The organism is Longimicrobium sp., from assembly GCF_048594345.1.
Classification (GTDB): domain Bacteria; phylum Gemmatimonadota; class Gemmatimonadetes; order Longimicrobiales; family Longimicrobiaceae; genus Longimicrobium.
Genome location: NZ_JBMDXM010000237.1, coordinates 1 through 24182, shown reverse-complemented (window position 1 = coordinate 24182; position 24182 = coordinate 1). Strand labels below are relative to the sequence as shown.

Sequence of the window (24182 nt, the reverse complement as noted above, 5' to 3'; positions counted from 1 at the left end):
CGGTCCTCTCCGTTCAGGGGGTGTCGTTGAAGGTCTGCGCCGTCGATTTCCTGTGGTGTGACGGGCGACGGCGTGCGCGCCGGCGGCATGCGGACGGTTGCGACGCCGCGGAGGACCGGCTCCGGCGGCGATGAGCGGGATACGTATCGGTTCCGCGTGGACGGAACCTGGACTTATGTGGAGCAGATGAAGCAGGTACTGGTGCAGAAGGGCCGGGCGATGGTGGACGACGTCCCCGCGCCGCAGGTGGAGCCGGGGCGCGTGCTGGTGCGCGTGCTGCACTCGTGCATCTCCATCGGCACGGAGATGAGCGGCATTCGCGCCACCGGAGCGCCGCTGTGGAAGCGCGCCCTGGCGCAGCCCGCCAAGGTCAAGCAGGTGGCGGAGATGGTGGCCCGCGACGGCCTGGGAAAGACGCGCGACACCGTGCGGCGGACGGTGGGCGCCACCCTTCCCACCGGCTACTCCGCCGCGGGGATCGTGGTGGAGGTGGGCGAGGGGATCGCGGACCTGCGCCCGGGTGACCGGGTGGCGTGCGCCGGCGCCCAGAGCGCGCACCACGCCGAGTACATCAGCGTCCCCCGCAACCTGGTGGTCCCCGTCCCCCAGGGGCTGGACATGGCGCACGCCAGCACGGTCACGCTGGGCGCCATCGCCCTGCAGGGCGTCCGCCGCGCCACCCCCACGCTGGGCGAAAGCTTCGTCGTCGTCGGCCTGGGCATCCTGGGCCAGCTGACGGCGCAGCTGCTGCGCGCCAACGGCTGCCGGGTCATCGGCACGGACCCGGACCCGGCGCGGGTGAAGCAGGCGCTGGAGCTGGGGATGGACCTGGGGCTGCAGCCGGAGGGCGGGCGCACCGTGGACCAGGTGGCGCGGCTCACCGACGGCATCGGCGCGGACGGGGTGATCATCACCGCCGCCGCGCCGGGGAACGAGGTGCTTTCCAGCGCCTTTCGCATGTGCCGCCGCAAGGGGCGCGTGGTGCTGGTGGGCGACGTGGGGCTGGACATCGACCGCGGCGACATCTACGCCAAGGAGCTGGACTTTCTGGTCTCCACCTCCTACGGCCCCGGGCGCTACGACGCGCGGTACGAGGAGGAGGGGCTGGAGTACCCCGTGGCCTACGTCCGCTGGACGGAGAACCGCAACCTGTCCGAGTACCTGCGGCTGATGGCCGACGGGCGCGTCCGCGTGGGCACGCTGGTGGAGGCCACGTATCCCGTGGCGCGGGCGGAGGAGGCGTACGCGCGGCTGGAGCAGCCCGGCGCCAAGCCGCTGATGGTGCTGCTGGAGTATCCGCAGTCCGCCGAGGCTGGCTCCCCCGCGCGCGTCGTCCAGAACCCCGCGGCGCCGCCGCGCAAGGCCGGAAAGATCGGCATGGCGGTGGTGGGCGCGGGCGCGTTCGCGCGGGCCATGCACCTGCCCAACCTGCAGGCGCTGGGCGACCTGTTTCACCTGCAGGCCATCGTCAGCCGCACGGGGCACAACGCGTCGACGACGGCAAAGGAGTTCGGCGCGGCGTACGCGGCCACGGACTACGCGCAGGTGCTGGCGGACGACGGGGTGGACGCGGTGATCATCGCCACGCGCCACCACCTGCACGCGGAGATGGCGCTGCAGGCGCTGGCGGCCGGCAAGCACGTGCTGCTGGAAAAGCCGATGGCGCTCACGCCGGAGGAGCTGGACCGCTTCCGCGCCTTTTACGCGGGCGGGGGAGAGGGGAAGCCGGTGCTGCTGACGGGGTTCAACCGCCGCTTCTCGCCGTTCGCCAGGCGGCTGGCGGAGCTCACGCGCGGCCGGTCCAACCCCATGATGGTGGACTACCGGATGAACGCGGGGCACATCCCCCTGGACCACTGGGTGCACGGTCCCGAGGGCGGCGGCCGCAACGTCGGCGAGGCGTGCCACATCTACGACCTGTTCACCTTTCTGGCCGACGCGCCCGTGGCCTCCGTCTCCGCGCGCGCCATCGTGCCGCGCACGGGCTACTACTCCCCGCGCGACAACTTCGCGGCGACGATCGGGTTCGAGGACGGCTCCGTGGCGACGCTGACGTACACGGCACTGGGCTCGTCCGCCCACCCCAAGGAGCGGATGGAATTGTTCGCGGACGGCGTGGTGGCGTCGCTGGACGACTACCTGACCCTCTCCGTGGCCGGCTCGAAGGCGCCGGGGATCACCCTGCGCGGGGCGGACAAGGGGCAGAAGGACGAGCTGCGGGCGTTTGGCGAGGCGATCCGCGGCGGCGGGCCCTGGCCGATCCCGCTCTGGCAGCAGCTGCAGGCGATGGAGATCGCGTTTGCCGTGGAGGCGCAGATCGCTCCCGCGGCCGTGGAGGGCGCGGCGTGAGGCAGGCGCTGGTGCGGGCGGTCAAGAGCAGCCCCGCGCTGGAGCAGCTGTACCGCCGCGCCGTGTCGGCCGTGCCGTACGGGTGGCGGCAGGGAAGCGCGTTCTGGGACTTCTACCGGCTGCTGGACGAGACGCAGCACCTGCCGCCGGAGCGGCTGGCGGAGATGCAGTTCGCCCGCGTGCAGGAGATGCTGCACTGGGCGTACGGGCACAGCGGCTTCTACCGCCGCCTGTACGACGAGCACGGCGTGCACCCGCGCGACATCCGCACCCCCGACGACTTTGCCCGGCGCATTCCCGTGGTGGAGCGCGAGCAGCTGGCCACCGCGCCGGACCTGCGGGTGCCCCTGCGCGGGGCCGTGCCGGCCAGCACCAGCGGCACCAGCGGCACCGCCTTTCAGTTCACGGTGGACCGTGCCGGCGACGCCATGGAGCAGGCCGCCATCTTTCACCAGTGGGCGCGCGCCGGCTACCGTCCCGGCGACGTGCGGGTGGAGCTGCGCGGCTTTCAGGTGGAGCCGGTGCGCCACTCCCCCGACCACCGGGTGGTGCGGCTTTCCGTGGTGAACATGGAGGCGCACCTGCCCGAGATGGTGGCGCTGATCGACCGCATGCGCGTACGCTTTCTGCACGGCTACCCCAGCGCCCTGGCCAAGCTGGCGTCGCTGATGCGCGAGCGGGGGCTGCGGCTGGCGCGTCCGCCGCGCGGCGTGCTGCTGGCGTCGGAGAACGTCTTTGACTGGCAGACGGAGGTCATCGACGAGGTGATCGCCCCCCAGACGCTCATGGCGCACTACGGGCAGGCGGAAAAGGTGGTGCTGGGCGCCTGGTGCGAGACCCGGCGCGCGTACCACTTTCTTCCCCTGTACGGGCACCTGGAGCAGGGCCCCGCGGGCGAGGTGATCGGCACCGGGCTGATCAACCGGGCCACCCCCGTGATCCGCTACCGGATCCCGGACGTGCTGCTGGACCGCTCCGACGCCCCCTGCCCCCACTGCGGGCGCGGGCTGACGCCGGGGGTGGAGCGGATCGGGGGGCGGATGGAGGACTACCTGGTGGACGCGAAGGGGGAGATCATCCCCCCCGCGGTGGTGACCTTTCCCTTCAAGCACCTGCGCCACATCCGCCAGGTGCAGGTGGTGCAGCGGGCGGACCGGTCCATCGTCCTGCGCTGCGTGCGGGCCGGCGGGCCGGCGGAGGGGGTGCAGGCGGAGTGTGCCGGTCTGCGCCGGGACTTCGGGCGGATGCTGGGCGAGTCGGTCCCCGTGAGCTTCGAGATGGTGGACGAGATCCCGCTGACCGCCGCCTGCAAGTTCCGGTGGATCGTCTCCGAGGCCGCCCGCCCGGTGACGCAGTGAGCGTGGAGATGAGAGAGAACGAGGTCGCCGTCAGCCTGGGGCGCGGGGCGTACTGCGCCCGGGCGCCCTATCACCCGTCGGAGGCGTACCCCGAGTCGCCCTTTCCCGGCGCCGTGGGCGCGGAGGACAACCCCGCCTACCGCGGCGTGCGCGAGACGTTCGTGCTGCTGGGGCTGGACGCGGAGCGCGCGGGGACCGCGGAGTGGAATCCGCTGGGCGGCCTGGTTCGCCCCGGCGACACGGTGCTGCTCAAGCCGAACTTCGTCGTCAGCCGGCACGGGCGCGGGGGCGAGCTGTTCAGCGCCATCACCCACCCCTCCGTGCTGCGCGCGGTGGCGGACTACGTGTGCATTGCCCTGCGGGGGCGCGGGCGCATCCTGATCGCCGACGCGCCGCAGATGGACTGCGACTGGGCGCAGCTGATGGAGGCCACGCGGCTGCCGGAGGTGCAGGCGTTCTACGCGCAACAGGCGTCCGTGCCGCTGGAGGTGATGGACCTGCGCGACTTCTGCGTGGCGGACCCGGACCAGGCGCCCCTTTCCACCAACCGCCGCACCCTTCCGGGCGACCCGCTGGGTTCGGTGATCGTGGACCTGGGCGCCGGGAGCCACTTCGCGGGGATCGAGCGGCACGACCGCTTTTACGGCGCGGACTACGACCGCAACGAGACCATCCGCCACCACCACGGCCAGGTGCACGAGTACTCCGTGTCGCGGACGGTCCTTTCCGCCGACGTGGTGATCTCGATCCCCAAGCTCAAGGTGCACAAGAAGGTGGGGGTGACGCTGAACGTGAAGGGGCTGGTGGGGATCAACACCAACAAGAACTACCTGGTGCACTACCGGCTGGGTACCCCCTCGCAGGGCGGCGACCAGCTTCCCGACACGCTGGGCGGCAGGGACCGCTGGCTGGTGCGCGGCCAGCGCTTTCTGTACGACACGCTGCTGGCCCGCCGCTCGCGCGTGGCCGACGCGGTGTACGGCGGCATCCGCCACACCTACCGGCGGGTGCTCAAGCCGTTCGTGCGCGTCTCCCAGCAGGCGGTGGCGTTCGACGGCGGCAACTGGCACGGCAACGACACGGCGTGGCGGATGGCGGTTGACCTGCTGAAGGTGTTCCGCTTCGCCGGCGCGGACGGCGCCCTGCATGGCACCCCCCAGCGCCGGGCGTTCTGCCTGATCGACGGCGTGGTGGGGGGTGAGGGGGACGGGCCGCTGTCGCCGGACGCCCGCCCCGCCGGGTGCATCGTCGCCGGCGTGAACCCGCTGGCGGTGGACCTGGTGGCGACGCGGCTGATGGGCTTCGATCCGCTGCGGCTGCGGCAGTTTTCCATCCTGCGCGAGCCGGGCGGGTGGGACTTTGGCGTCCGCGGCCTGGACGAGATCCGGGTTCGCGCGCACGACCCCGCCGTGCGGGAGATGTTCGCCGGGCGCGAGCCGCTGCTGGGCTTTTGCCCGCACCCGGGGTGGGTGGGACAGCTGGAGGTGCAGCCGGCGGCGCCGGTGGAGGCGGCGGCGTGAGCGGGGGGGCGGCGGCGGTGCGCAGGGACGCGCCGCACCCGGACCGGCGGCCGCTGCTGCTGACGCTGGCCCCCGGCCATTCGGTGTGGGACGAGCGGGTGCTGCGCACGGTGCAGGCGGCGAACGCCTTTTACCGCTGCGAGCTGGCGCTGGACCGCGACGTGGTGCGCGACTCGCTCCCCTCGGCGCGCGAGCGCATCGCGGCGCGGCTAGGGCGCGAGGTGGAGGTGGTGGAGCTGCCCGCGTGGCCCCGCGTGCGCGGCCTGGCGCGGCTTACCCGCTACGTGTACGCCAACCGGATCGCGGAGCAGGCGCGCGCGCTGGCGCCGGCGGTGGTGCACGTGCACGAGTCCGGCATTCTGGGGCTGATGCTGGCCGCGCGGGTGCGCCGCGCGCTTCCCGAGGCCCGCATCGTATTCGACTACCACGACTGGATCCCGGACGAGGTGGCGGCGTCGGTGCGCAACGTGGGGGCGCTCTACGGCCCGGCGATGGCGGCGTGGATGCCGCGGCTGCGGCGGATGGCGCGGGCGGTGGACGTGGCGGTCTGCATCTCACCCGGGCAGGCGGAGTGGACGCGCCGCGAGCTGGGGATCCAGCGCACGCTGGTCGTGCAGAACGTGCGCGACGCACCCTCCGCGGCCCCGTTCGGGCGCCGGGAGTTCCGCCCGCAGCTGGTGTGGGCGGGGCACGTGATGCGCATCCGCCGCCTGGAGCTGGTGGTGGACGTGCTGGCCCGGCTGCGCGCGCAGGGGACGGACGCGGAGTTCTCGGTGCTGGGCGACGTGACCGACCCCGGCTACGCGGACGAGCTGCGGGCGTACGCGCGGGCGCGGGGGGTGGAGGATCGCATCACCTTCCACGGCCGCTACCAGGGCGACCGCGAGCTGCTGCGCTTCGTGGGTCCGGGCGCGGTGGGGCTCACCCTGGCGATGGAGGAAAAGCTTCCCACCGGGATCAACCGCATCGCCTCCGCCAACAAGTTCTTTTCGTACATGGCGCTGGGCGTGCCGATGCTGCTGGAGGCGCAGTACGAGAACATGGCCGGCATCGCCACGTCGGCGGGAGCAGGCGCCGCGTTTACGGGGGTGGAGGGATGCGCCGCCGCGGCGCGCGCCATCTGGGAGTCGCCGGGGGCCTGGGATCGGATGAGCCAGGCGGCGCTGCAGGTGGCGCGCAGCATGAACTCCGAGGCGTACGAGCCGGTCCTGGAGGCGCTTTACCGCGACCTGGCCGGGTCGTGAGGCGGAATCCACCAAAGAACGGGTCTCACACGGAGTCAACGGAGTCAACGGAGTTTTCTCGTACCGTTACCCATGGGGCGCCGAGTCCGCCAAAAGAATGGCCTCACACAGAGTTAGCAGAGTCCACAGAGTTTTCTCGTGCCGATTCCTCCGATTCCGGAGTGAAGGTGGATTCCCAGGTGTCGGGTGCACGTGGGGATGTCGACGCGGCACACTCTTTTGTAGAGGCGTCGGGAACGGGAGGTAGATGGAATGCGGCAGGGGGCCATCCGCGTTTTTTGGGGGAGGGATGCGGATCGCTCGACGGTTTCCCCAATGCTGGAAAGCCAGCCGTTCGCACCACCTGATGCGCGTCCCTGAAACCATCCGCCAACTCCGCGATCGAGGTGAGCGGCACGCTTCTCCGACTCTGGTCATTCGTTAAATCCGTATGAGCCACCCGTCCATCGAACGCCGCCTCCCCTCGTGGGCGTGATCCGACGCGCGCGCGGGCTGCTGGCGGCGGGACCCGTCCACGCGGCGCGGCGGGTGGGGGCGTTCGCCGCCCGCCGGGCGCGCGCGGCGTGGGACGAGCGGCGGGACCGCGGCGGCACCTTTGCGCCACTCCCCGCGTCGATGCCGCCGGAGCTGCCGTACCGGTATTTCCAGCTTCCTCCGCTGGACGTCCTTCGCGACGGCGCGCACGTCGGGGCGCTGGCGGAGCTGTACCGGGAGCACCGCTTTGACCTGCTGGGTTCGGGCTGGGTGCGGGTGGAGCACGGGATGCGCTGCGCCGGGGTGGAGGGGCACGTGTACCCCTCCGGACCTCCGGTGGACGCGGACGGGGAGGGGGAGTGGCTGCGCGGGCGGATCGACCCGGGCAACCTGAAGGAGTCGCGGCGGATCTGGCGGATGGTGGACGCGGGGTACCGGCCGATCGACTGGCAGCTGGACTTCAAGTCCGGGCACCGGTGGGCGGAATCCAGCTGGCACGGCCGCATCCGCTACGGCGACCGGCCGGGGGTGGACGTCAAGGTGCCGTGGGAGCTGGCGCGGATGCAGCACCTGCCGCAGCTGGCCTGGGCGCACGCCCTGGCGGCGGCGGGGGAGCCGTGGTTCACGTCCCCGGAGAGCTACGCGCGCGAGTTCCGCAACCAGGTGCTGGACTTTGTCGCCACCAACCCGCCGCGCTTCGGAGTCAACTGGACCACCGCGATGGACGTGGGGATCCGCGTGGCCAACTGGGTGGTGGCGTACGACCTGTTCCGGGCGGCGGGCGCGGAGTTCGACGACGGCTTTCGCGCGGAGCTGGCGCGCTCCGTACACGCCCACGGCGCGTACCTGGTGCGCCACCTGGAGTGGAACGGCGGCGCGCGCGGCAACCACTACCTGGCGGACGTGGCCGGCCTTCTGTTCGCCGCGGCGTACCTGCCGCGGACACCGGAAACGGACGCGTGGCTCGCGTTTGCCGTGCAGGAGCTGGTGGGGGAGACGGAGCACCAGTTTACGCCCGACGGCGCCTGCTTTGAATCGTCCACCGTCTACCACCGCCTGTCCGCGGAGATGGTGGTGTACGCCACCGCGCTGGTGCTGGGGCTGGGGGCGGAGAAGCGCGCCGCGCTGGCGGAGTACGACGCCGCGCGGCACCGCGCCCGCCCCCGGCTGCGCCCCGCGCCGGTTCCGCCGCACCCGCTTCCCGGCGGCGGCGGGACGTCGCCGTTCGGCCCGGCGCACGTGGAGCGGCTGCAGCGGATGGCGGAGTTCACCCGCGACCTGACGAAGCGCGACGGCCGCGTGCACCCGGTGGGGGACAACGACAGCGGCCGCTTGTTCAAGCTGTGGCCGGCGGTCCGGACGGTCCCCGTCGAGGGGGTGCGGCGCCGGCTTGCGAGCCTGGCGGGGTGGGACGGGCTGCCGGACGGCTCCGTGTACCGGGAAGAGGACGTGCTGGACCACCGGCACCTGGTGGCCGCCATCGACGGGCTGTTCGGACGTGCGGACTTCGCCGCGTTCGCGCCCGGCCACCCGGAGCGGGAGGTCGTCCGCGCCCTGGCCGGAGGGGCGCGCTTCGCCGCCGCGGCGCGCGAGGGCTCCGCCGCGGCGGCGGAGGCGGCCGTGGGAACGGAGGGGGAGTGGGCGCGCGCGCGCGCGGCGATGGAGGCGCCGGGGATGCGGACGCGGACGTGGACCCTTCCGCTGCCGCCCGACGCGGGCGCGCCGGAGCGCTGTGCATACCCGTGGTTCGGGGTGTATATTCTACGGTTTGCCGGTCCCTGGCTGGCCGTCCGCTGCGGCGGCCGGGGACAGGACGAGAACGGCGCGCACGCGCACAACGACCAGCTCGCGGTCGAGCTGCACGTGCAGGGGGTGCAGCCGGTGCGGGATCCCGGGACCTACCTGTACACGGCGCTGCCGGCGCGGCGCAACGAGTACCGCTCGGCGCGGGCGCACCACGTGCCCCTGGGAGGCGAGGGCGAACCGGCCCCGCTGGACCGCGGGCTTTTTCAACTGGGGCAGATGGTACGGGGAGAGTGCCTGTACTTTGGGCCACGCGGCTTCGCGGGAACGTACCGCGGCTGGGGTGAGCCCGTTTATCGCATGGTCGAGGTCGTGGACGGGGAGGTCCGGGTGACCGACGCCGGGCGGACGCTTGTGTCCGCGCCGGAGCCGCCGCCGTTCTCCCCCGCCTATGGGGTGCGGCATGCCTGAGGCCGTGCTTCCCCGCGCCACCGCCGGCGTGCCGCTGGAGCGCATCGGCGTGGCGACGTACGACCGCGCCGGGGTGATGGCGTTCCGGCTGGTGTTCGCCGGGACGGCGCTGGGCGCCTACGCGCTGGGGCCGTTCCCCGCGCAGTGGCTTACCCAGTTCTTTCTGCTGGGCGTCGTGGGGCTGCTGATGCTGGACCGCGGGGTCCCGGCCGCGCCCGGCCTGGGTGTGTTCGCCGCGTTCGTGGGATGGGCGGCGATCGTCACCTTTGGCCGGCTGATGCTGTTTCCCTACGGCGCGTGGATGCCCCCGCTGGCCTCGGCACCGTACCCCATCTACCTGGCCCTGCGCTTTCTGGCGCTGCTCACCTTTGCCGCGGCGGTGACCCTGGTGTACTGGCTGTTGCGCGAGGGGCACCGCGCGGCGCTGATGCGGTACATCGTGTGGACGGGGACGGTGTGCGCCGCGGCCGCCATCTACATCTACTTCGCGCAGGTGAACGGCTGGTGGGAGCCCGGGCGCACGCGCATGGGTACCGGCGGCGGCGAGCAGGCGACCGCGTTCGCGTACGCCTTTCACCGCGCCATGGGCACGTTCCGTGAGCCCAGCCACCTGGCCGAGTGGCTGGTGCTGCCGCTGTTCGCCAGCTTTGGCTGGCGGGGCCGGGGGCGCTACGTGCACACCGGCGTGATGTCGGTGGCCATGCTGCTTACCGGCAGCCTGACGGGGATCCTGGGGATCGTCGCCGGGCTGGCGGGCGCGCTGGTGCTCTCCAACCCGTTCCGCCCCGGAGCGCTCAAGCTGGCGCTGCGGCTGAGCGCCGCGCTGGCGCTGGCGATGGTGCTGTTCGGCTTTCTTGCCGTGGGACGGGGCGAGAACGCGGCGGACCTGGTGGAGGTGATCACCGACCGCGTGGTCCCCATCCTGGAAGGGGGGATGGGGCAGTCCAACCGCTCCTCCACCTTCGAGTACATGGCCGAGCGCCCCCTTCCCTTCGTGGGCGAGGGGGTGGGGAACGCCAACATCCGCCTGGCCAACTCGCTGGGCTCGGACATCAGCGTCTCGTTCCTCAGCCTGTACTTCAACGTCCTGTCCTCCACCGGCGTGGTGGGGCTGGCGATGCTGCTGGCGCTGCTGGCGCTCCCCGTGGCGGGGCTGGCGCGCCAGCGGCGCTACCGCAAGGACCCCGAGCTGGTGCCGCTGATGGCCGCCTACCTGGGGTGGCTGGTGATGTTCACGGTGCATTCGGAGGAGATGCCGCTGGTGTTCGGGGTGCTGTACGGGCTGATGGCGTGGGAGGCCGCGGGGCGGCCGGGGGCGGGGCGCCGGGCGGAGGTCGCGGCGGGATGAAGCTGCTGGTGGTGACGCACGACTATGCGCCGGCCCAGAGCCCCCGCGCCTTTCGCTGGACGGCGGTGGCGGAGGCGCTCGCCGCGCGCGGGCACCAGGTGGACGTGGTGTGCGGCGCCCTTTCCGGCGCGCCCCGCGACGAGGTGCGCAACGGGGTGGCGGTGCACCGCGCCGGCGGCCGCGCGGGCGAGGTGGTGCGCCGCCGGCTGGGGGTGGAAACGCCGACGGTGCCGTCGCCGGCCGGCGGGGGCGCCGGGAACGGGGCCGGCACGCCGTCGGGGGCCTGGACGGCGGTGCGCGCCGCGGCGCGCTGGGTGCACGACCGCACCTGGAAGCAGGTGTACTGGCCCGACTTTGCCTGCGCCTGGTACCTGCCCGCCGCGCGCCGGGCCGCGGCGCTGCTGCGGGGCGGGGGATACGACCGGCTGGTGACCGTCTCCCATCCGTTCACCGGCCACCTGGTGGGGGCGCGGCTCAACGCGCTTTTCCCCTCGCTCCCCTGGGTGATGGACGTGGGCGACCCGTTCGCCTTTATCGTGGGCACCCCCACCAACAACGGCCGGCTGTACGCGGGCCTCAACCACCGCACGGAGCGCCGCCTGCTGCGCGCCGCCGCCGCGGTTTCCGTCACCACCGAGGGGACCCGGGCGCGCTACGCGGAGGTGTTCCCCGAAAGCGGCGCCAAGGTCACCGTCATCCCCCCGCTCCTCTCGCTTCCCGAGACCCCGGCGGAGGGCGCGCGCTTGCTGGACCCCGCGCCGGGGCGGCTGCCGCTGGTGTTCGTGGGGACGCTGCACCCGCGGCTGCGCACCCCGGAGCGGCTGCTGGCCCTCTTTCGCGCCCTGCTGGCCACGTCCGTGGGGCCGCGGCTGGAACTGCACTTCGTGGGACCGCTCAACGGCTGCGAAGCGGCGTTCGAACCCTACGCCGACCTCGTGGGCGAGCGGGTGTTCCTGCACGGCCCCGTGGCCCGCGCCCGCGCGTTCGCGGCCATGCGCGAGGCGGCGGCGCTGGTGAACCTGGGCAACCGCAGCGGCTATCAGCTTCCCAGCAAGGTGGTGGAGTACGTGGCGACGGGGCGGCCGGTGGTGAACCTGGCCGGCGCCGCCGACGACGTGTCGGTGGAGTTCTTCGCCGGCTACCCGGCGGCGCTGCAGCTGGGCCCGCACGAGCCCGACGGGCCGGAGACGGTGGCGGCCGTGGCGGCGTTCCTGGAGCGCGGCGCCCGTGCGGACGCGGAGGCGGTGGAGCGCTGCCTGGCCCCGTACCGTCCCGGCGCCATCGTGGGCGCCTACGAGCGGCTGCTGGAGTGCGCGCGATGACGCGCGTCCGGCGGTCCGTGCCGGGAGGCCTCGCATGAGCCCGCCCGCCGACGTGCTGGTGGTGGGCTCCGGCGGCTTCGTGGGCCGCGCCCTGGTCCCGGCGCTCCGTGCCGCGGGGCTGCGGGTGGCGGCCGCGACCCGCTCGCCGCGCGGCGAAGGGGAGCGGCCGGTCGACATCGCGGACGCGGGTTCGGTGCGCGCGCTGTTCGCCTCCTTCGACGCGCCGCCGCGCGCGGTGGTGCACCTGGCCGCCATCGCGCACAAGCGCGCGTCCACCCTTCCCGCCGGCGCGTACGAGGCGGTGAACCACCAGGGGGTGCGGCACGTGCTGGCCGCCGCGCGCGCGGCCGGCGCCGAACGATTCGTCTTCTTCAGCTCCGCGTCGGTGTACGGCGACGCCGGGCGCACCGGCGCGGTGCCCGAGGACGCGGAGTTGCGTCCCGTCGGCGAGTACGGCACCAGCAAGGCGCGCGCGGAGGAGGCCTGCCGCGCCGCGATCGCGGAGGGCTTCGCCTGCGCCATGCTGCGCTTTCCGGCGATGTACGCGGGGGATTTTCTGCTGAACGTGCGCAAGCGCGCCTACGTGCCGGGGACGGGCGACCGCGTGCTGCTGCGTGTTCCCGGCCGCCCGCCGCGCCACAGCCTGTGCGCCGTGGCCAACGCGGTGGACGCGGTGCGCCTGGCGCTGGGCGGTCTGCCCCCGGGCGCCTGGAACGTGACGGACGGCGCGCCCTACGCCCAGGACGAGCTGGCGCGGGTGGTCGGCGCGCTGGACGGCGTCTCGCGCGGCGCGTCGGTTCCCCGTCCGCTCGCGCGCCTGGCCCTGTGGGACGCGGCCGCCGCGCTCCCCGCGCCCCGCCGCGCGTCCATCCGCGACAACTACTGGAAGCTGTTCGAGGGACTGGTGCTGGACGATTCACGCATCCGCGCGGCCGGCTACGCGCCCGCCGCCCGGCTGGACGCGCTCCTCTCCCGGACGGGCGGATGATGCCGCGCGTTCCCCCCGTGCGCCCCGGCGCCGCCCCGCAGACGCCGCTCCCCGCCGGTCCCGCGCCCGCCGTGGCGGGAACGGAAGCCGTTCCCCGTGCGATGGGGAAGGGACCCACCCACGCCGCCGCCGGCGGGTTCCGGCCCGACATCGAGGGGCTGCGCGGCGTCGCGATTCTGCTGGTGATCGCGTACCACGCGGGGATCCCCGCGGCGGCGGGCGGATACGTGGGGGTGGACGTGTTCTTCGTCCTTTCCGGCTACCTGATCACCGGCCTGCTGCTGGCGGAGGCGGAGCGGACGGACCGGGTGAACCTGGTGCAGTTCTACGCCCGCCGCGCGCGGCGCCTGCTCCCCGCGTCGGCGCTGGTGGTGCTGGTCACGCTGCTGCTGGGCGCGCTGGTGTACTCGCCGATGGAGCAGCGCTCGCTGGCCACCACCGCCGCGGCGACGTCGCTGTACGCCAGCAACCTCTGGTTCGCCTTTCTGTCCACCGATTACCTGGGTTCGCACGGGGCGCCCAGCCCGCTGCTGCACACCTGGTCGCTGGCGGTGGAGGAGCAGTTCTACCTGTTCTGGCCCGTGCTGGCGGCGCTGGTCCTGCGCGGCGCCCGCGAAACCCCGCGCCGGGCACGGCTCCTGGCGCTGACGGTGGTGCTGGGCGCGGCGTCGTTCGCGGCGGTGTTCTGGTTGAGCCGCTTCGCCCAGTCGTGGGCGTTCTTCGGCTCCCCCACCCGGGCGTGGGAGTTCGCGCTGGGGGCGCTGGGGCTGCTGCTGGCGGGTGCCTGGTCCCGGCTCCCCGCGCGGGCGACGCGCGCGCTGGCGTGGGCCGGGTTCGCGGCCGTTCTGGGTGCGGGCGTGGCCTTTGGGCCCACCACCCGGCACCCCGGCTTCATCTCCCTGATCCCGGTGGTGGGGACGGTACTGGTGCTGATGGCCGGCGCGCGCGATCCGTCGGCGGGGGTGGGACGCGTGCTGGGCGTCGGCTGGCTGCAGTGGGTGGGGCGGGTGTCGTACTCCTGGTACCTGTGGCACTGGCCCCTGCTGGTGCTGGCCGCGGTGGCGTTCCCGCGGGGCGGTGCGCCGCTGCGCCTGCTCTGCGTGGCGCTGTCGCTGGGCCTGGCCGCCGTGACACTCCGGCTGGTGGAGAACCCCATCCGCCACAGCCGGGCCCTGGCCCCGCGCCCGGTGCTTACGCTGGCCGGGGCGGCGGGGCTCACGCTGGTGGCGGCTGCCCTGGCGGTGGGGGGGCGGCAGCTGGCCCTGCGGCTGCAGGAGCATCCGTCCCAGGCGCGCTTTACCCGGGCCAGCACGGATCAGCCGCAGGTGCCCCCGGAGTGCCACCTGCCGTTCTTTGGCACGGAGGCGGGAGAGTGCGTGTTCGGCGACCCCGCGGGGCGGGTGACGGTGGCCCTCTTTGGCGACTCGCACGCGCTCAGCTGGTTCCCCGCGATGGAGCGGATGGCCCGTGAGAACGGGTGGAAGCTGGTGTCGCTCACCAAGGCGGGGTGCGCGGCCGCTTCCGTGCGCCCCGCGGGGCAGCTGGGCGGGGTGGAGCGGGCGTGCATCGAATGGCGGCAGGCGGTCGTTGCGCGGCTCGCCGCGCTCCGGCCGGACGCTGTGGTGATGACGAGCTCCACCAACTACATCGACGCGGCGGACGGCGGCACCACGCACACGCGCATCCGCGCGGCGGAGTGGGAGGCGGGCACCCGGCGTACGCTGGCGGCGTTCCAGGCGGCGCAGGTTCCCGTGGTGCTGCTGCGCGACACGCCGTGGCCTGACGCGCACGTGCCCCACTGCCTGGCACGCTCGGCGTGGACCTCGTGGTGGCGCGGCGCGCGGTCGTGCACCTTCGCGCAAACCAATCCGCTGTCGGAGCTGGCGGAGCGGCTGGAGCGGCGTGCCGCGGCGGGGGTGCCGGGGGTGCGGTACGTGGAGATGACGGACCCGATCTGCCGCGCTTCCCCCTGCCGCCCGGAGCGCGACGGCATGGTGCTGTACAACGACTCGCACCACCTCACCGCCACCTTCAGCGCGAGCCTTGCCCCCGCGCTGGAGCGTGAGATCCTCCCCCTGCTCCCGCCCGGCGCCGCGCAGGTCCCGCCCGCCGCGCCTGTGCCGTAATCCGGCAGCTCACCTCTCCTGCCGATTCGGATCAACAACATCGGAAGGTACAGAGGAACCGGGAACGGCCTGAGGAACAGAGGACGAACGCGGATCACCTCTGTTCCTCTGGCCGTTCTCGGTTCCTCTGTACCCTGACCTCTGTTTTCAGCAGTCCGACGTGAGGTGAGGTGTTTGCCGGATCGGGTCTGAAGCCCGTTTCGTCTGGGATTGAAAAGCGGCCCCGCGCCTGGAAAGGTGCGGGGCCGCCGCCGTCCGGACGACGAGATGCGTCTGCGGACGCTATGGAGCCGGCGTCGGCTGCCTGCGGCGGCCTACCAGGCCGCCCACGTCGCTCTTGAACCCGTCCAGCGCGTTGCGGAACGGCTCGTTGTTCGGATCGTGACGCGCGCGCGCCATGTACTCCCGCACGAACGCCAGGATCACCCCCAGCACCAGCCCCAGCACCAGCGCCGCCGTCATCACCCGCATGAGCGAGCTGCGGGGCGCCGTGGGCACCACGGGCGGATCCAGCACGCTCACCACGGCAAGGTCCTGCCGCAGGCTGGCCTGGGCGCTCGCAAGCTCGGCGCTCAGCGCGATGTACACCTGCTCGTCGGTGGCGTACTCGCGCAGCACCCCGGCCGATTGCGCGCGCAGGTTGGGAAGCTGGCGGGCGCCCGGGTAGATTCCGGAGGCGCCGCCGCCGGTGACGCGGTCCAGCTGCCGGCGCATGGTGGCCAGCTCGCTCTCGCCCGCCTGCAGCCGCGGGTGCCCCGGCGCCAGCGTGCGGCGCAGCTGCGCCACTTCCACTTCCTTTGCCAGGATCTGCTGCTGCAGCTGCGTGGCCGCCTGGATCCCCTGCCGCGCCTGCTCTTCCACGTCGGCGGTGCCGGTGCTGCGCTGCACCTGCAGCAGCCGCTGCTCCGAGCTGGCCAGCCGCTCGCGCGCCTCGATCAGCTGGTTCTCAAGCACCGCACGCTTGCTGCGGGCGGCGTCCACCACCATCTGCGTGGCGAACTGGTTGATGAGGCCGGGATACTGCGCCGCCACCGCCGCCGCCACCCGCGGGTTGGGCGCGTCCACCTCGATGGTGATGGACCCGTCGGTGGGGCTCACCTTCCGGCGCGTCCCCTTGGCCAGCACCTTCGTCACCGCGCCCTTGTCCGCGCCGGGGACGGAGCCGGCCACCCGGGCGATCACCGAGTCGCTCAGGGAGCGGCTGTTCAGAATGCCGGTCACCAGCTTTTGCCCCACGCCGCCACCTCCGCCGCCCATCCGCGCGGTGACGAACGAGGGCAGCTGCGACATCATGGACGACCGCTCACCCGGTTCCGGCGAGGGGACCAGCACCGTGGACGTGGCGTACACCGGGGGCGTGAGCTTTACGATGGCCAGCCCCACCAGCACCGCCAGCGTGGTGCATGCCACGATGATGCGCCAGCGGTGCAGCAGCACCGCGGCGTAATCCAGGATCCGGATCTCGTCGCCGTGCGGCGGGCCTCCGGCTTCGTCGTTGTGCTTGATCATCAGGCGCAAGGGCCGCGGCGTACGCGTGGGGCGCACCGCCGCGAGCGGGGAGTTGCAGGGATCAGGACCGTCGCGCGCCGGTTATCCGCCGCGCACCAAGCTCGTCATGGGTAAAAACTTACAAAAGCTACTGGGCCGGGGCTCCACTGGCAAGTCGCATCGCCCGTGTCCGCCCCGATGCCTCGCGCCATAGCGTCCGTCGTGCGCCACATCACACGCGTCTCACACGGGGTCAACGGGTCAACGGTAAAGATCAAAACCGTTGACCCCGCTGACCCCGTGTGAGATGTCGGTTCCGGAGGTGCAGCGGGTGTTCGCTCGGACTCGCCACGAGTGCGCCAACGGGCCGCCGGCGATCAGCTTGCCGGGCGGGGGGCGGACATCAGGCTCTCCAGGCGCGGCGCCAGCGAATCGGCCATGACGCGGTGCCAGGCGGGGGTGGGATGGATGTCGCGGGCGAACCGCAGCTGCCGGCGCTCCGCCTTGCCCAGGCGGTGAAAGTCCGGGAGCGGGTCGTGCAGCATCGCGCCGGTGTGCCCGGCCAGCTCGCGAAAGCGCTGCTGGTAGCCTTCGGAAGAGCTGGTTTCTTCCACGTACTGGTACAGCGGAACGGGGATCAGCAGCACCGGCGCGGCCGATTCCGCCGCCCAGCGGGAAAGGATGGCGTGCATCAGCCGCCAGTCCGGGTGGTCCGCGCGGTCGTACGCGGGGAGCGGCTGGTAGCGCGTAAGGGTCTGCACCATCTCCTTCACCCCCAGCTTGTTTACCACCTTGCGCACCAGCGCGTGGTCGCCGCCGCGGTCCAGGTGCCGCAGCTGGTCCGGGGGCACGTCTTCCGGGCGCAGCGGCTCACGGGGAACCGGCACCTGGTGCAGCGAAAGGCCGCCGTGCTCCTCCAGCGTAAAGTACGGCTTGGCCAGCACCACCTCGCGGCCCTCCGCCTCGAACGTCCGCAGCCGCGCCGCCACCCGGCGGATGTTCTCCACCTGCACCGCGATCACCAGCAGGTCGTGCTCGATCCCGCCCGCCATCTCCCGCCACGCCAGGTACTGCTGGTCCGTCCCCGACCCCGGCAGCCCGAAGTTGAACACCTGCAGTCCGGGGATCCGCCCCTCCAGCAGGTCGCTGTAGCGGTCGCGGTTGCTCACCCCGTCACCCGCGGTAAACGAGTCGCCGAACAGCAGCACCCGGTACGCGCCCTCCGGCCGCGCGGGGGTGAACTCGCGCTCCGAGCGAAAGCCGGCCGCGTTGGCGCGCACCAGGTACCCGCCCGCCTCGTGCGGCACCCGCGCCTTAAGCCCGGGGACAAAGCGGTAGCCCAGGACCGGATGGTACTCGAAAAGCGGACGGCTCATGGAACGGAACGGGTAGTGTGAACCGGGGCGCGGCCTGCGCCGGGCGGGGGGATGATAACCGCCGCCGACGCCGCCTGCCACCCCCGGACGCGTCCTCTGAAAGCGGGGCGGAGCGGCTGTCCAGCGCGCGCATTCCCTTGCGGCGCCTGCATATCCGGGCTATGTTCACCGGCTTTCCCGCCGCTGGCTGTACCGCGCCACGGCGTATCTCCGGATCCACGTACGCGAACTTCAAACGGCTGATGTCGACCGTTCTGGGCGTCTCCGCGTTCTACCACGACTCCGCCGCCGCCCTGGTGCGCGACGGGCACATCGTGGCGGCCGCGCAGGAGGAGCGCTTTTCCCGCAGAAAGCACGACCCGCGGCTCCCCAGGGGGGCCATCAACTACTGCCTGGAAGAGGCGTTCGTCGAGCCCGCCGAGCTGGACGCGGTGGTGTTCTACGACCATCCGCTCCTTACCCTGGACCGCGTGGTCAAGTCGCTGCTGGCCGTGGCGCCGCGGGGGCGGGAGCAGTGGCTTGAGGCCGGCGCCGGGCTGCTGGGCACCAAGCTGCTGGTGACGCGGGTGCTGCAGGAGGCGCTGGGCCACCCCGTGCCCGTGCTCTTCAGCGAGCACCACGCCGCCCACGCCGCCTCCGCCTTTTATCCGTCCCCTTTCGAAGAAGCGGCCATCCTCACGCTGGACGGGGTGGGCGAGTGGGCCACCACGACGATCGGCGAGGGGCGCGGGTCGTCGCTGCGCATCGTGGAGCAGATCGACTACCCCCACTCGCTGGGGCTGCTGTACAGCGCCATCACCTACTTCTGCGGCTTCAAGGTCAACTCCGGCGAGTACAAGCTGATGGGGCTGGCCCCGTACGGGCAGCCCGTGTACGCCGACCTCATCCGCGACAACCTGATCGACCTGCGCCCCGACGGCGGCTTCCGGCTGAACACCGAATACTTCGGGTTTCTGGATTCCGCGCGGATGACCAACGAGCGCTTCGACGCGCTCTTTGGCGGGCCGGCGCGCCAGCCGGAGTCGCGCATCACCCGGCGCGAGATGGACCTGGCCGCCAGCATCCAGAAGGTGTGCGAAGAGGCGGTGCTGGGCTGCGCCCGCCACGCCCGCGAGGTGACGGGGCTTCCCAACCTGGTGATGGCGGGCGGCGTGGCGCTCAACTGCGTGGCCAACGGCATCCTGCTGCGCGAGCGCGTGTTCGACCGCATCTGGATCCAGCCCGCCGCGGGTGACGCGGGGGGCGCGCTGGGCGCCGCGCTGCAGGCCTCCTTCGCCCGCTTTGGCGACGCGCGGCCGATGAACCCCACGGGGCGCGACGTGCAGCAGGGAAGCTACCTGGGCCCCGCTTACGGCCCGGGCGAGGTGCGCGCGTTTCTCGATCGGCACGGCTATCCGTACCGCGCCGTGGACGAGGGCGAGCGGGCGCGGACCGTGGCCGGCGCGCTGGCGGAGGGCAAGGTGGTGGGCTACGCGGTGGGGCGGATGGAGTTTGGCCCGCGCTCGCTGGGCGCCCGCTCCATCCTGGGCGACCCGCGCAGCGCCGAAACCCAGGTGGTGATGAACCTCAAGATCAAGTACCGCGAATCGTTTCGCCCCTTTGCCCCTTCGGTTCTGGCGGAGCGTGCCGCACGCTACTTCGATCTGGACGAGGAAAGCCCGTACATGCTGCTGGTGGCGCCGGTGCGCGAGGAGCGCCGGCTTCCCTTTGCCCTTCCGGAGGGGGACGACGACCTGCTGCCCGTGGTGCGGCAGTCCCGCAGCGACGTTCCGGCCATCACCCACGTGGACTACAGCGCCCGCGTGCAGACCGTGCACCCCGACGACAAGCCCGACTACCACGCGCTGATCGCCGAGTTCGAGCGGATGACGGGGTGCGGCGTGGTGGTGAACACCTCGTTCAACGTGCGCGGCGAGCCCATCGTCTGCACACCGCAGGACGCCTACCGCTGCTTCATGCGCACCGAGATGGACATGCTGGTGCTGGAGGACTGCGTCCTGTTGAAGGGCGAGCAGCCCCCCGTGCCCGACGACGAATCGTGGAGGCAGGAATATGAGCTCGACTGACGATCCGCAGGCGCGGCTGGAAGCGTTCTTTACCGGGCAGCTGGTGCCCGCCGCGCAGTCGCTCCGCGCGCGGGGCGTGGAGTTCTTTCCGCTGGGTCCCGATGCCGGGGCGCCCACCTACTGGCATCGCCGCGACGACGCCGGCGACTACCTTGACTCGGTGGATCCCGCCGCGACCGCCGTGCGCCTGCGCGAGCTGTGGGCGGAGCATCCGGAGCTGGTGGCGCTGGTGGACCCGCTGCTGGAGATGGCCGCCGCGCTGGCCCGCCCCGCCGACGAGCAGTCGCCGGACGTGTCGCCGTTCATCTACGCCATGTACTGACGGCGCGGGAATCCGAAGGACGAGAAGGGCCGGCCTGCATGCCGGCCCTTTTTCGTTCCGCCGGGTTCACGAGGAGATGCGTAGATTCCGTTGATACGACGATACCAAACCCGGCAAAACACCTCACCTCAAGTGGTGACTACGGGAAACAGAGGTCAAGGTACAGAGGAACAGGGAACAGCCAGAGGAGCAGAGGAGGAATGCGGATTCACCTCTGTTCCTCTGGCTGTTCTCCGTCGGCCGGAAGCCTGGGGGGGCGCGGAGGAGGCGGATGTTTTCTCCGCGCCTCCGCGATCTCCGCGCCTCCGCGTGACAGCGGTTCTCCTCCGTCTACGGGTCTCCGAAGCCGATCGTTCTTCCGAAGCCAGACGCCGGAACGGACGAGAAAAGGGGCGCCGGATGGTTCCGGCGCCCCCTGGTTCCTCGCGGAGGTGCGATCAGATCTGGCGCAGCGCCAGGATCCCCAGCAGGATTCCGCTTACCGTGCCGATCACGGCCTGAAGGCCCTGCAGCATGGCCAGCCAGTTGCGCCGCTCGCTGAACGGCACGATCACCGTGTCGCCCGCCTCCAGCTCCGGCACGTCGCGCCAGTGCATGGGCGTGCCCTGCCGCGCCTTGACAACCCGCACCCCGCTGGCGTCGGCGTTGCGGCTGTATCCGCCCGCCAGCCGGATGTAGTACGAGACCGTCTGGCCGGGCTGGTAGGGAAGGATCCCCGGGGTGCGCACCCCTCCCAGCACCGTCACCTGGTTGCGCGACTCGGGGACGCTCAGCAGGTCGCCGTTGCGCACGGGCACGTCCAGCGCCTGCGCGCCCGCGGCGAAGAGGTTCTCAAAGTCGACCACCACCGTTGACGCGTCGCCCTGCGCCTGCACCTGCAGCAGGCGCCGCTCGTCTTCCGACAGCAGCTCGGCGGGCACGTTCTGCAGTGAGCTGCGGTTGCTGGCGGCGGGCTGCGAGCGCCGCAGGGTCGCTTCCGTAAGCGACGCGTTGGGAGCAAACCCGCCCGCCATTTCCACCAGGTCGCGCACCGTGGTGGTGTCCTGGCGGATGGGGTAGATGCCGGGGCGCATTACCGCGCCCTGCACGGTGGCCGACTGCTGGCGCTTGAAGTTGCCCACCTCGGGCACGTACACCGCGTCGAACGGGCGCAGCACGAAGCGCTGTCCCTCGGGTCCGGCGGCCTGCGCGCGGGTGAACACGTGCTCGGTGCGGTTCTGCGTATCCAGAAAGCGCACCAGGCGCACGGTGTCGGCCGCGTTGGCCAGGAACCCGGCGGCGCCGTTGGCCACCTCCAGCAGCTGCGCCAGCGTTTCACCGGGCCGGTACTCGTACTGCCCCGGAAAGCGCAGGCGGCCCAGCACGTCCACCCGCTCGTCCACCGTGGGAACGATCACGGCGTCGCCCTCGCGCAGCGTGGGGTTGCTGGCCACGTCGCCCGTCTGCAGAAAGCGGCGCAGGTCCAGCCGCATCTCCTCGCCCCCGGCACGCCGCAGCGTCACGTTGCGGCGCACCACCGGGGCGCCGCGCTCCTCGGACGGCAGCACCTCGCTCACCCGGGTGGCGGCCGATGCCTCGCGCGTTCCGGGGACGGGAACGTCGCCCACCACGAACACCTTGAAGGTGCGCACCCGCGACAGCGCCAGCCGCACGTCGGCGTTGCGGTAGTAGCGGTTCACCAGCGCCTGCACGCGGCCCTCGGCGGCGTCCAGGTTCAGCCCCAGCACCCGCGCGATGCCGATGGTGGGCACCACCAGCGAGCCCTCGGGAGTCACGGGAATGCTGAACACTTCGTTGTAGTCGCCAAAAATGGCCACGTCCACCACGTCGCCCGGACCCAGCGGGTACTGGGTGCGGCTTACGGGCGCGTCCAGCAGGGGCCCCCGCTCGCCGGTGCCGGTGCCGGTGGCCGCCGGCCGGGTCGGAAGGCGCGAGGTGGTGGTGTCCGCGGCGGCGGCCGGGTCCTGCGCGGCGGCGGGCGCGGCGGCGGCCGAAAACGCCAGCGCCAGCAGCAGCGCAGCGGCGCGGAAGGAAGATCTGCCTGGAATCACGAGACGTCGGTATGGGTGCGGCCGGTGGCGAAAACCGGCGGTGTCGTTGTCCGGCATAAACTTACAAATCTACCCGCAGCCGCGTTGGGCGGCAACCCGGCCCGGTGGACCGAGGGTTGCAGTACCACACACCTGGGGTTATTCTGATCCACGCCCACCCCCCGGATGGACGCGACCATGGCGCCGGGAAGCCAATCAGCGTACATTACGGGCCAATCGGCAGTGGATGGATGAGACTCCCCTCCGCACGGACCCTCGGAAATGCACGAGTTGTGCGGATCGTGACGCGTGATACGTTCTGCTGCGGCGGTATCGCACCGGGTACCGCGCGGTACCCGTTCGCACGGCACGGGGGGTGCGGGGTGGTGCGAATCATGTAGTATGGTGTAAATTTCCATGTTTCGGTCGCGGTACGGGTGTCGCAGTCTGCCGGACGCGCGGGTAGCTGCCACTGGATCAGCGCAGTCGCAACCCTCGGGTCATCGCGATCCGGTGCTTCAACGATCAACTCCCGCGGGAGAGACTTTTCTGGTGAGCGATCCTCACGAACTGACCAGGCCGGGGCGGGTGCGTCCCGCCTGCCGCGCGTCCAGCCCCGCGCGGGGCGGCGCATCCCGTGTCCCGGGAGCGGCCGCGTGAGTCTCTTTCTGTTCACCGTACTGGTCGTCAGTCTGGCCGGGAGCTGGCTTATCACCGGGCAGATCCGCCGCTTCGCGCTGGCGAACGCCATCCTGGACATGCCCAACGCGCGCAGCTCGCACGCCATCCCCACGCCGCGCGGCGGGGGGGTGGCCATCGTGCTGCTGGTGCTGGGCGGAGCGCTGCTGGCCTCCACCGTGGGCGTGCTGGACGACGACGTGGCGGCCGCGTTCATCGGCGGGGGCGGGCTGGTGGCCCTGATCGGCTGGCTGGACGACCGGCGCGGCGTGCACGCGGCGGTGCGCGCGGTGGTGCACTGCGTGGCCGCGGGGTGGGCCGTCTACCTGGTGGGCGGGCTTCCCTCGTTCTCCACCGGGACAGGGCAGGTACACCTGGGACCCATCGGCGGGCTGATGGCGGTGCTGGGGATCGTCTGGGCGACCAATCTCTACAACTTCATGGACGGCATCGACGGCATCGCCGGCGGGCAGGCGATCTGCGCCGGCGTCATCGGCGGGGCGCTGCTGCTGCTGTCGGGAAGCGGGGGGCTGGCGTCGGTGGCGTTCCTGGTGGCCGCGGCCAGCGCGGGGTTCCTGGCCTGGAACTGGGCGCCCGCCAAGATCTTCATGGGCGACGTGGGAAGCGGCTTTCTGGGCTTCTCGTTCGGCACGCTGGCCGTGGCGTCGGAAAACGATGGCGGGGTGCCGCTGCTGGTGTGGGTGCTGCTGCTGGGCGTGTTCGTGGTGGACGCCACGGTCACCCTGCTGCGCCGCACCGCGGCGGGCGAGGTGCCGTACGCCGCGCACCGCGACCACGCCTATCAGCGCGCCGTGCGCAGCGGGATGAGCCACGCGCGGGTGAGCGGATGGGTGGTGGTGCTCAACCTGGGGCTGGGCGTGGTGTCGGTGTTCGGCTGGCTGCGCCCGGCGCTGCTGCTGCCGCTGTTTGCCGGCGCGCTGCTGCTGCTTCTGGTGCCGTACGTGATGGTGGAGCGCCGCAAGCCCATGTTCCAGGAGGGCGCCGAGCCCCGTCCCACCACCCCGCGCCGCGCGCCCTGAGCCGCCGCGCCGTCCCGTGGTGAACGCAGAGCCCCTCCCGCCGGTCCGGCGGGAGGGGCTCTGCGTTCTGTCCAGGCAGGGCGGCCCGGTGTCATTCTGAGGGAGAGGCCGTTTCAAAACTCCATTCTGAGTCTCTAACGACGGCCGCCGCGCCTCGCGCGCGCGAGGAAGGCGCGATTTTCAGCCGATGAGCCTCTGAGAGTCACCTCGGAGGCCGTACGGGGCTCCTCAAAGCCCGG

The 24182-nt window shown here is 72.2% G+C and carries 15 protein-coding genes; 12 read left to right on the top strand and 3 right to left on the bottom strand.

Annotated features, from left to right (window positions below; translation table 11 throughout):
* Positions 1 to 186 precede the first annotated feature (186 nt).
* From ACOJUJ_RS24490 to ACOJUJ_RS24450, 9 genes are all read left to right on the top strand, one after another.
* The gene (locus ACOJUJ_RS24490; protein WP_420129552.1) at positions 187 to 2349 is read left to right on the top strand and encodes a bi-domain-containing oxidoreductase; all 2163 of its coding nucleotides are present in this window, start codon (positions 187 to 189) and stop codon (positions 2347 to 2349) included.
* Positions 2346 to 3707: a phenylacetate--CoA ligase family protein gene (locus ACOJUJ_RS24485; RefSeq protein WP_420129551.1), complete on the top strand. Its 1362-nt coding sequence runs from the start codon at positions 2346 to 2348 to the stop codon at positions 3705 to 3707. The genes ACOJUJ_RS24490 and ACOJUJ_RS24485 overlap by 4 nt, the downstream gene beginning before the upstream one ends.
* Before the next feature lie 8 nt (positions 3708 to 3715).
* Positions 3716 to 5227, top strand: a complete 1512-nt coding sequence (locus ACOJUJ_RS24480; protein ID WP_420129550.1) for a DUF362 domain-containing protein — start codon at positions 3716 to 3718, stop codon at positions 5225 to 5227.
* Entirely contained in the window at positions 5224 to 6471 is a 1248-nt protein-coding gene (locus tag ACOJUJ_RS24475; protein ID WP_420129549.1) for a glycosyltransferase, read from the top strand. The genes ACOJUJ_RS24480 and ACOJUJ_RS24475 overlap by 4 nt, the downstream gene beginning before the upstream one ends.
* Positions 6472 to 6942: 471 nt before the next feature.
* Positions 6943 to 9159, top strand: coding sequence for a heparinase II/III family protein (locus ACOJUJ_RS24470; RefSeq protein ID WP_420129548.1), 2217 nt, complete (start codon positions 6943 to 6945; stop codon positions 9157 to 9159).
* Complete coding sequence (locus ACOJUJ_RS24465; protein ID WP_420129547.1) at positions 9152 to 10507, top strand: hypothetical protein; 1356 nt, start codon at positions 9152 to 9154, stop codon at positions 10505 to 10507. Before ACOJUJ_RS24470 ends, ACOJUJ_RS24465 begins: the two co-directional genes overlap by 8 nt.
* The gene (locus ACOJUJ_RS24460) at positions 10504 to 11829 is read left to right on the top strand and encodes a glycosyltransferase (protein WP_420129546.1); all 1326 of its coding nucleotides are present in this window, start codon (positions 10504 to 10506) and stop codon (positions 11827 to 11829) included. The genes ACOJUJ_RS24465 and ACOJUJ_RS24460 overlap by 4 nt, the downstream gene beginning before the upstream one ends.
* A gap of 34 nt (positions 11830 to 11863) precedes the next feature.
* Positions 11864 to 12817 carry an NAD-dependent epimerase/dehydratase family protein gene (locus ACOJUJ_RS24455; RefSeq protein WP_420129545.1) on the top strand — a complete coding sequence of 318 codons (954 nt, stop codon included), beginning with the start codon at positions 11864 to 11866 and terminating at the stop codon, positions 12815 to 12817.
* On the top strand, positions 12817 to 14943 hold the full coding sequence (locus ACOJUJ_RS24450; RefSeq protein ID WP_420129544.1) for an acyltransferase family protein: 2127 nt from the start codon (positions 12817 to 12819) through the stop codon (positions 14941 to 14943). Before ACOJUJ_RS24455 ends, ACOJUJ_RS24450 begins: the two co-directional genes overlap by 1 nt.
* Positions 14944 to 15225: 282 nt before the next feature.
* Here ACOJUJ_RS24450 and ACOJUJ_RS24445 read toward each other — a convergent pair whose 3' ends face one another.
* The gene (locus tag ACOJUJ_RS24445; protein ID WP_420129543.1) at positions 15226 to 16452 is read right to left on the bottom strand and encodes a GumC family protein; all 1227 of its coding nucleotides are present in this window, start codon (positions 16450 to 16452) and stop codon (positions 15226 to 15228) included.
* A gap of 356 nt (positions 16453 to 16808) precedes the next feature.
* Positions 16809 to 17807, bottom strand: a complete 999-nt coding sequence (locus ACOJUJ_RS24440; RefSeq protein WP_420129542.1) for an SGNH/GDSL hydrolase family protein — start codon at positions 17805 to 17807, stop codon at positions 16809 to 16811.
* A gap of 242 nt (positions 17808 to 18049) precedes the next feature.
* Between ACOJUJ_RS24440 and ACOJUJ_RS24435 the strand changes: the two genes are divergently transcribed.
* On the top strand, positions 18050 to 19873 hold the full coding sequence (locus ACOJUJ_RS24435; protein ID WP_420129541.1) for a carbamoyltransferase: 1824 nt from the start codon (positions 18050 to 18052) through the stop codon (positions 19871 to 19873).
* On the top strand, positions 19860 to 20195 hold the full coding sequence (locus tag ACOJUJ_RS24430) for a hypothetical protein (RefSeq protein WP_420129540.1): 336 nt from the start codon (positions 19860 to 19862) through the stop codon (positions 20193 to 20195). Before ACOJUJ_RS24435 ends, ACOJUJ_RS24430 begins: the two co-directional genes overlap by 14 nt.
* A 437-nt stretch (positions 20196 to 20632) precedes the next feature.
* Here the strand turns inward: ACOJUJ_RS24430 and ACOJUJ_RS24425 are convergent, their stop codons facing one another.
* Positions 20633 to 22246: an SLBB domain-containing protein gene (locus ACOJUJ_RS24425; protein ID WP_420129539.1), complete on the bottom strand. Its 1614-nt coding sequence runs from the start codon at positions 22244 to 22246 to the stop codon at positions 20633 to 20635.
* Between the two features lie 635 nt (positions 22247 to 22881).
* Between ACOJUJ_RS24425 and ACOJUJ_RS24420 the strand changes: the two genes are divergently transcribed.
* Positions 22882 to 23943 (top strand): MraY family glycosyltransferase, encoded by a 1062-nt coding sequence (locus ACOJUJ_RS24420; protein WP_420129538.1) that lies wholly within the window; start codon positions 22882 to 22884, stop codon positions 23941 to 23943.
* Positions 23944 to 24182 lie beyond the last annotated feature (239 nt).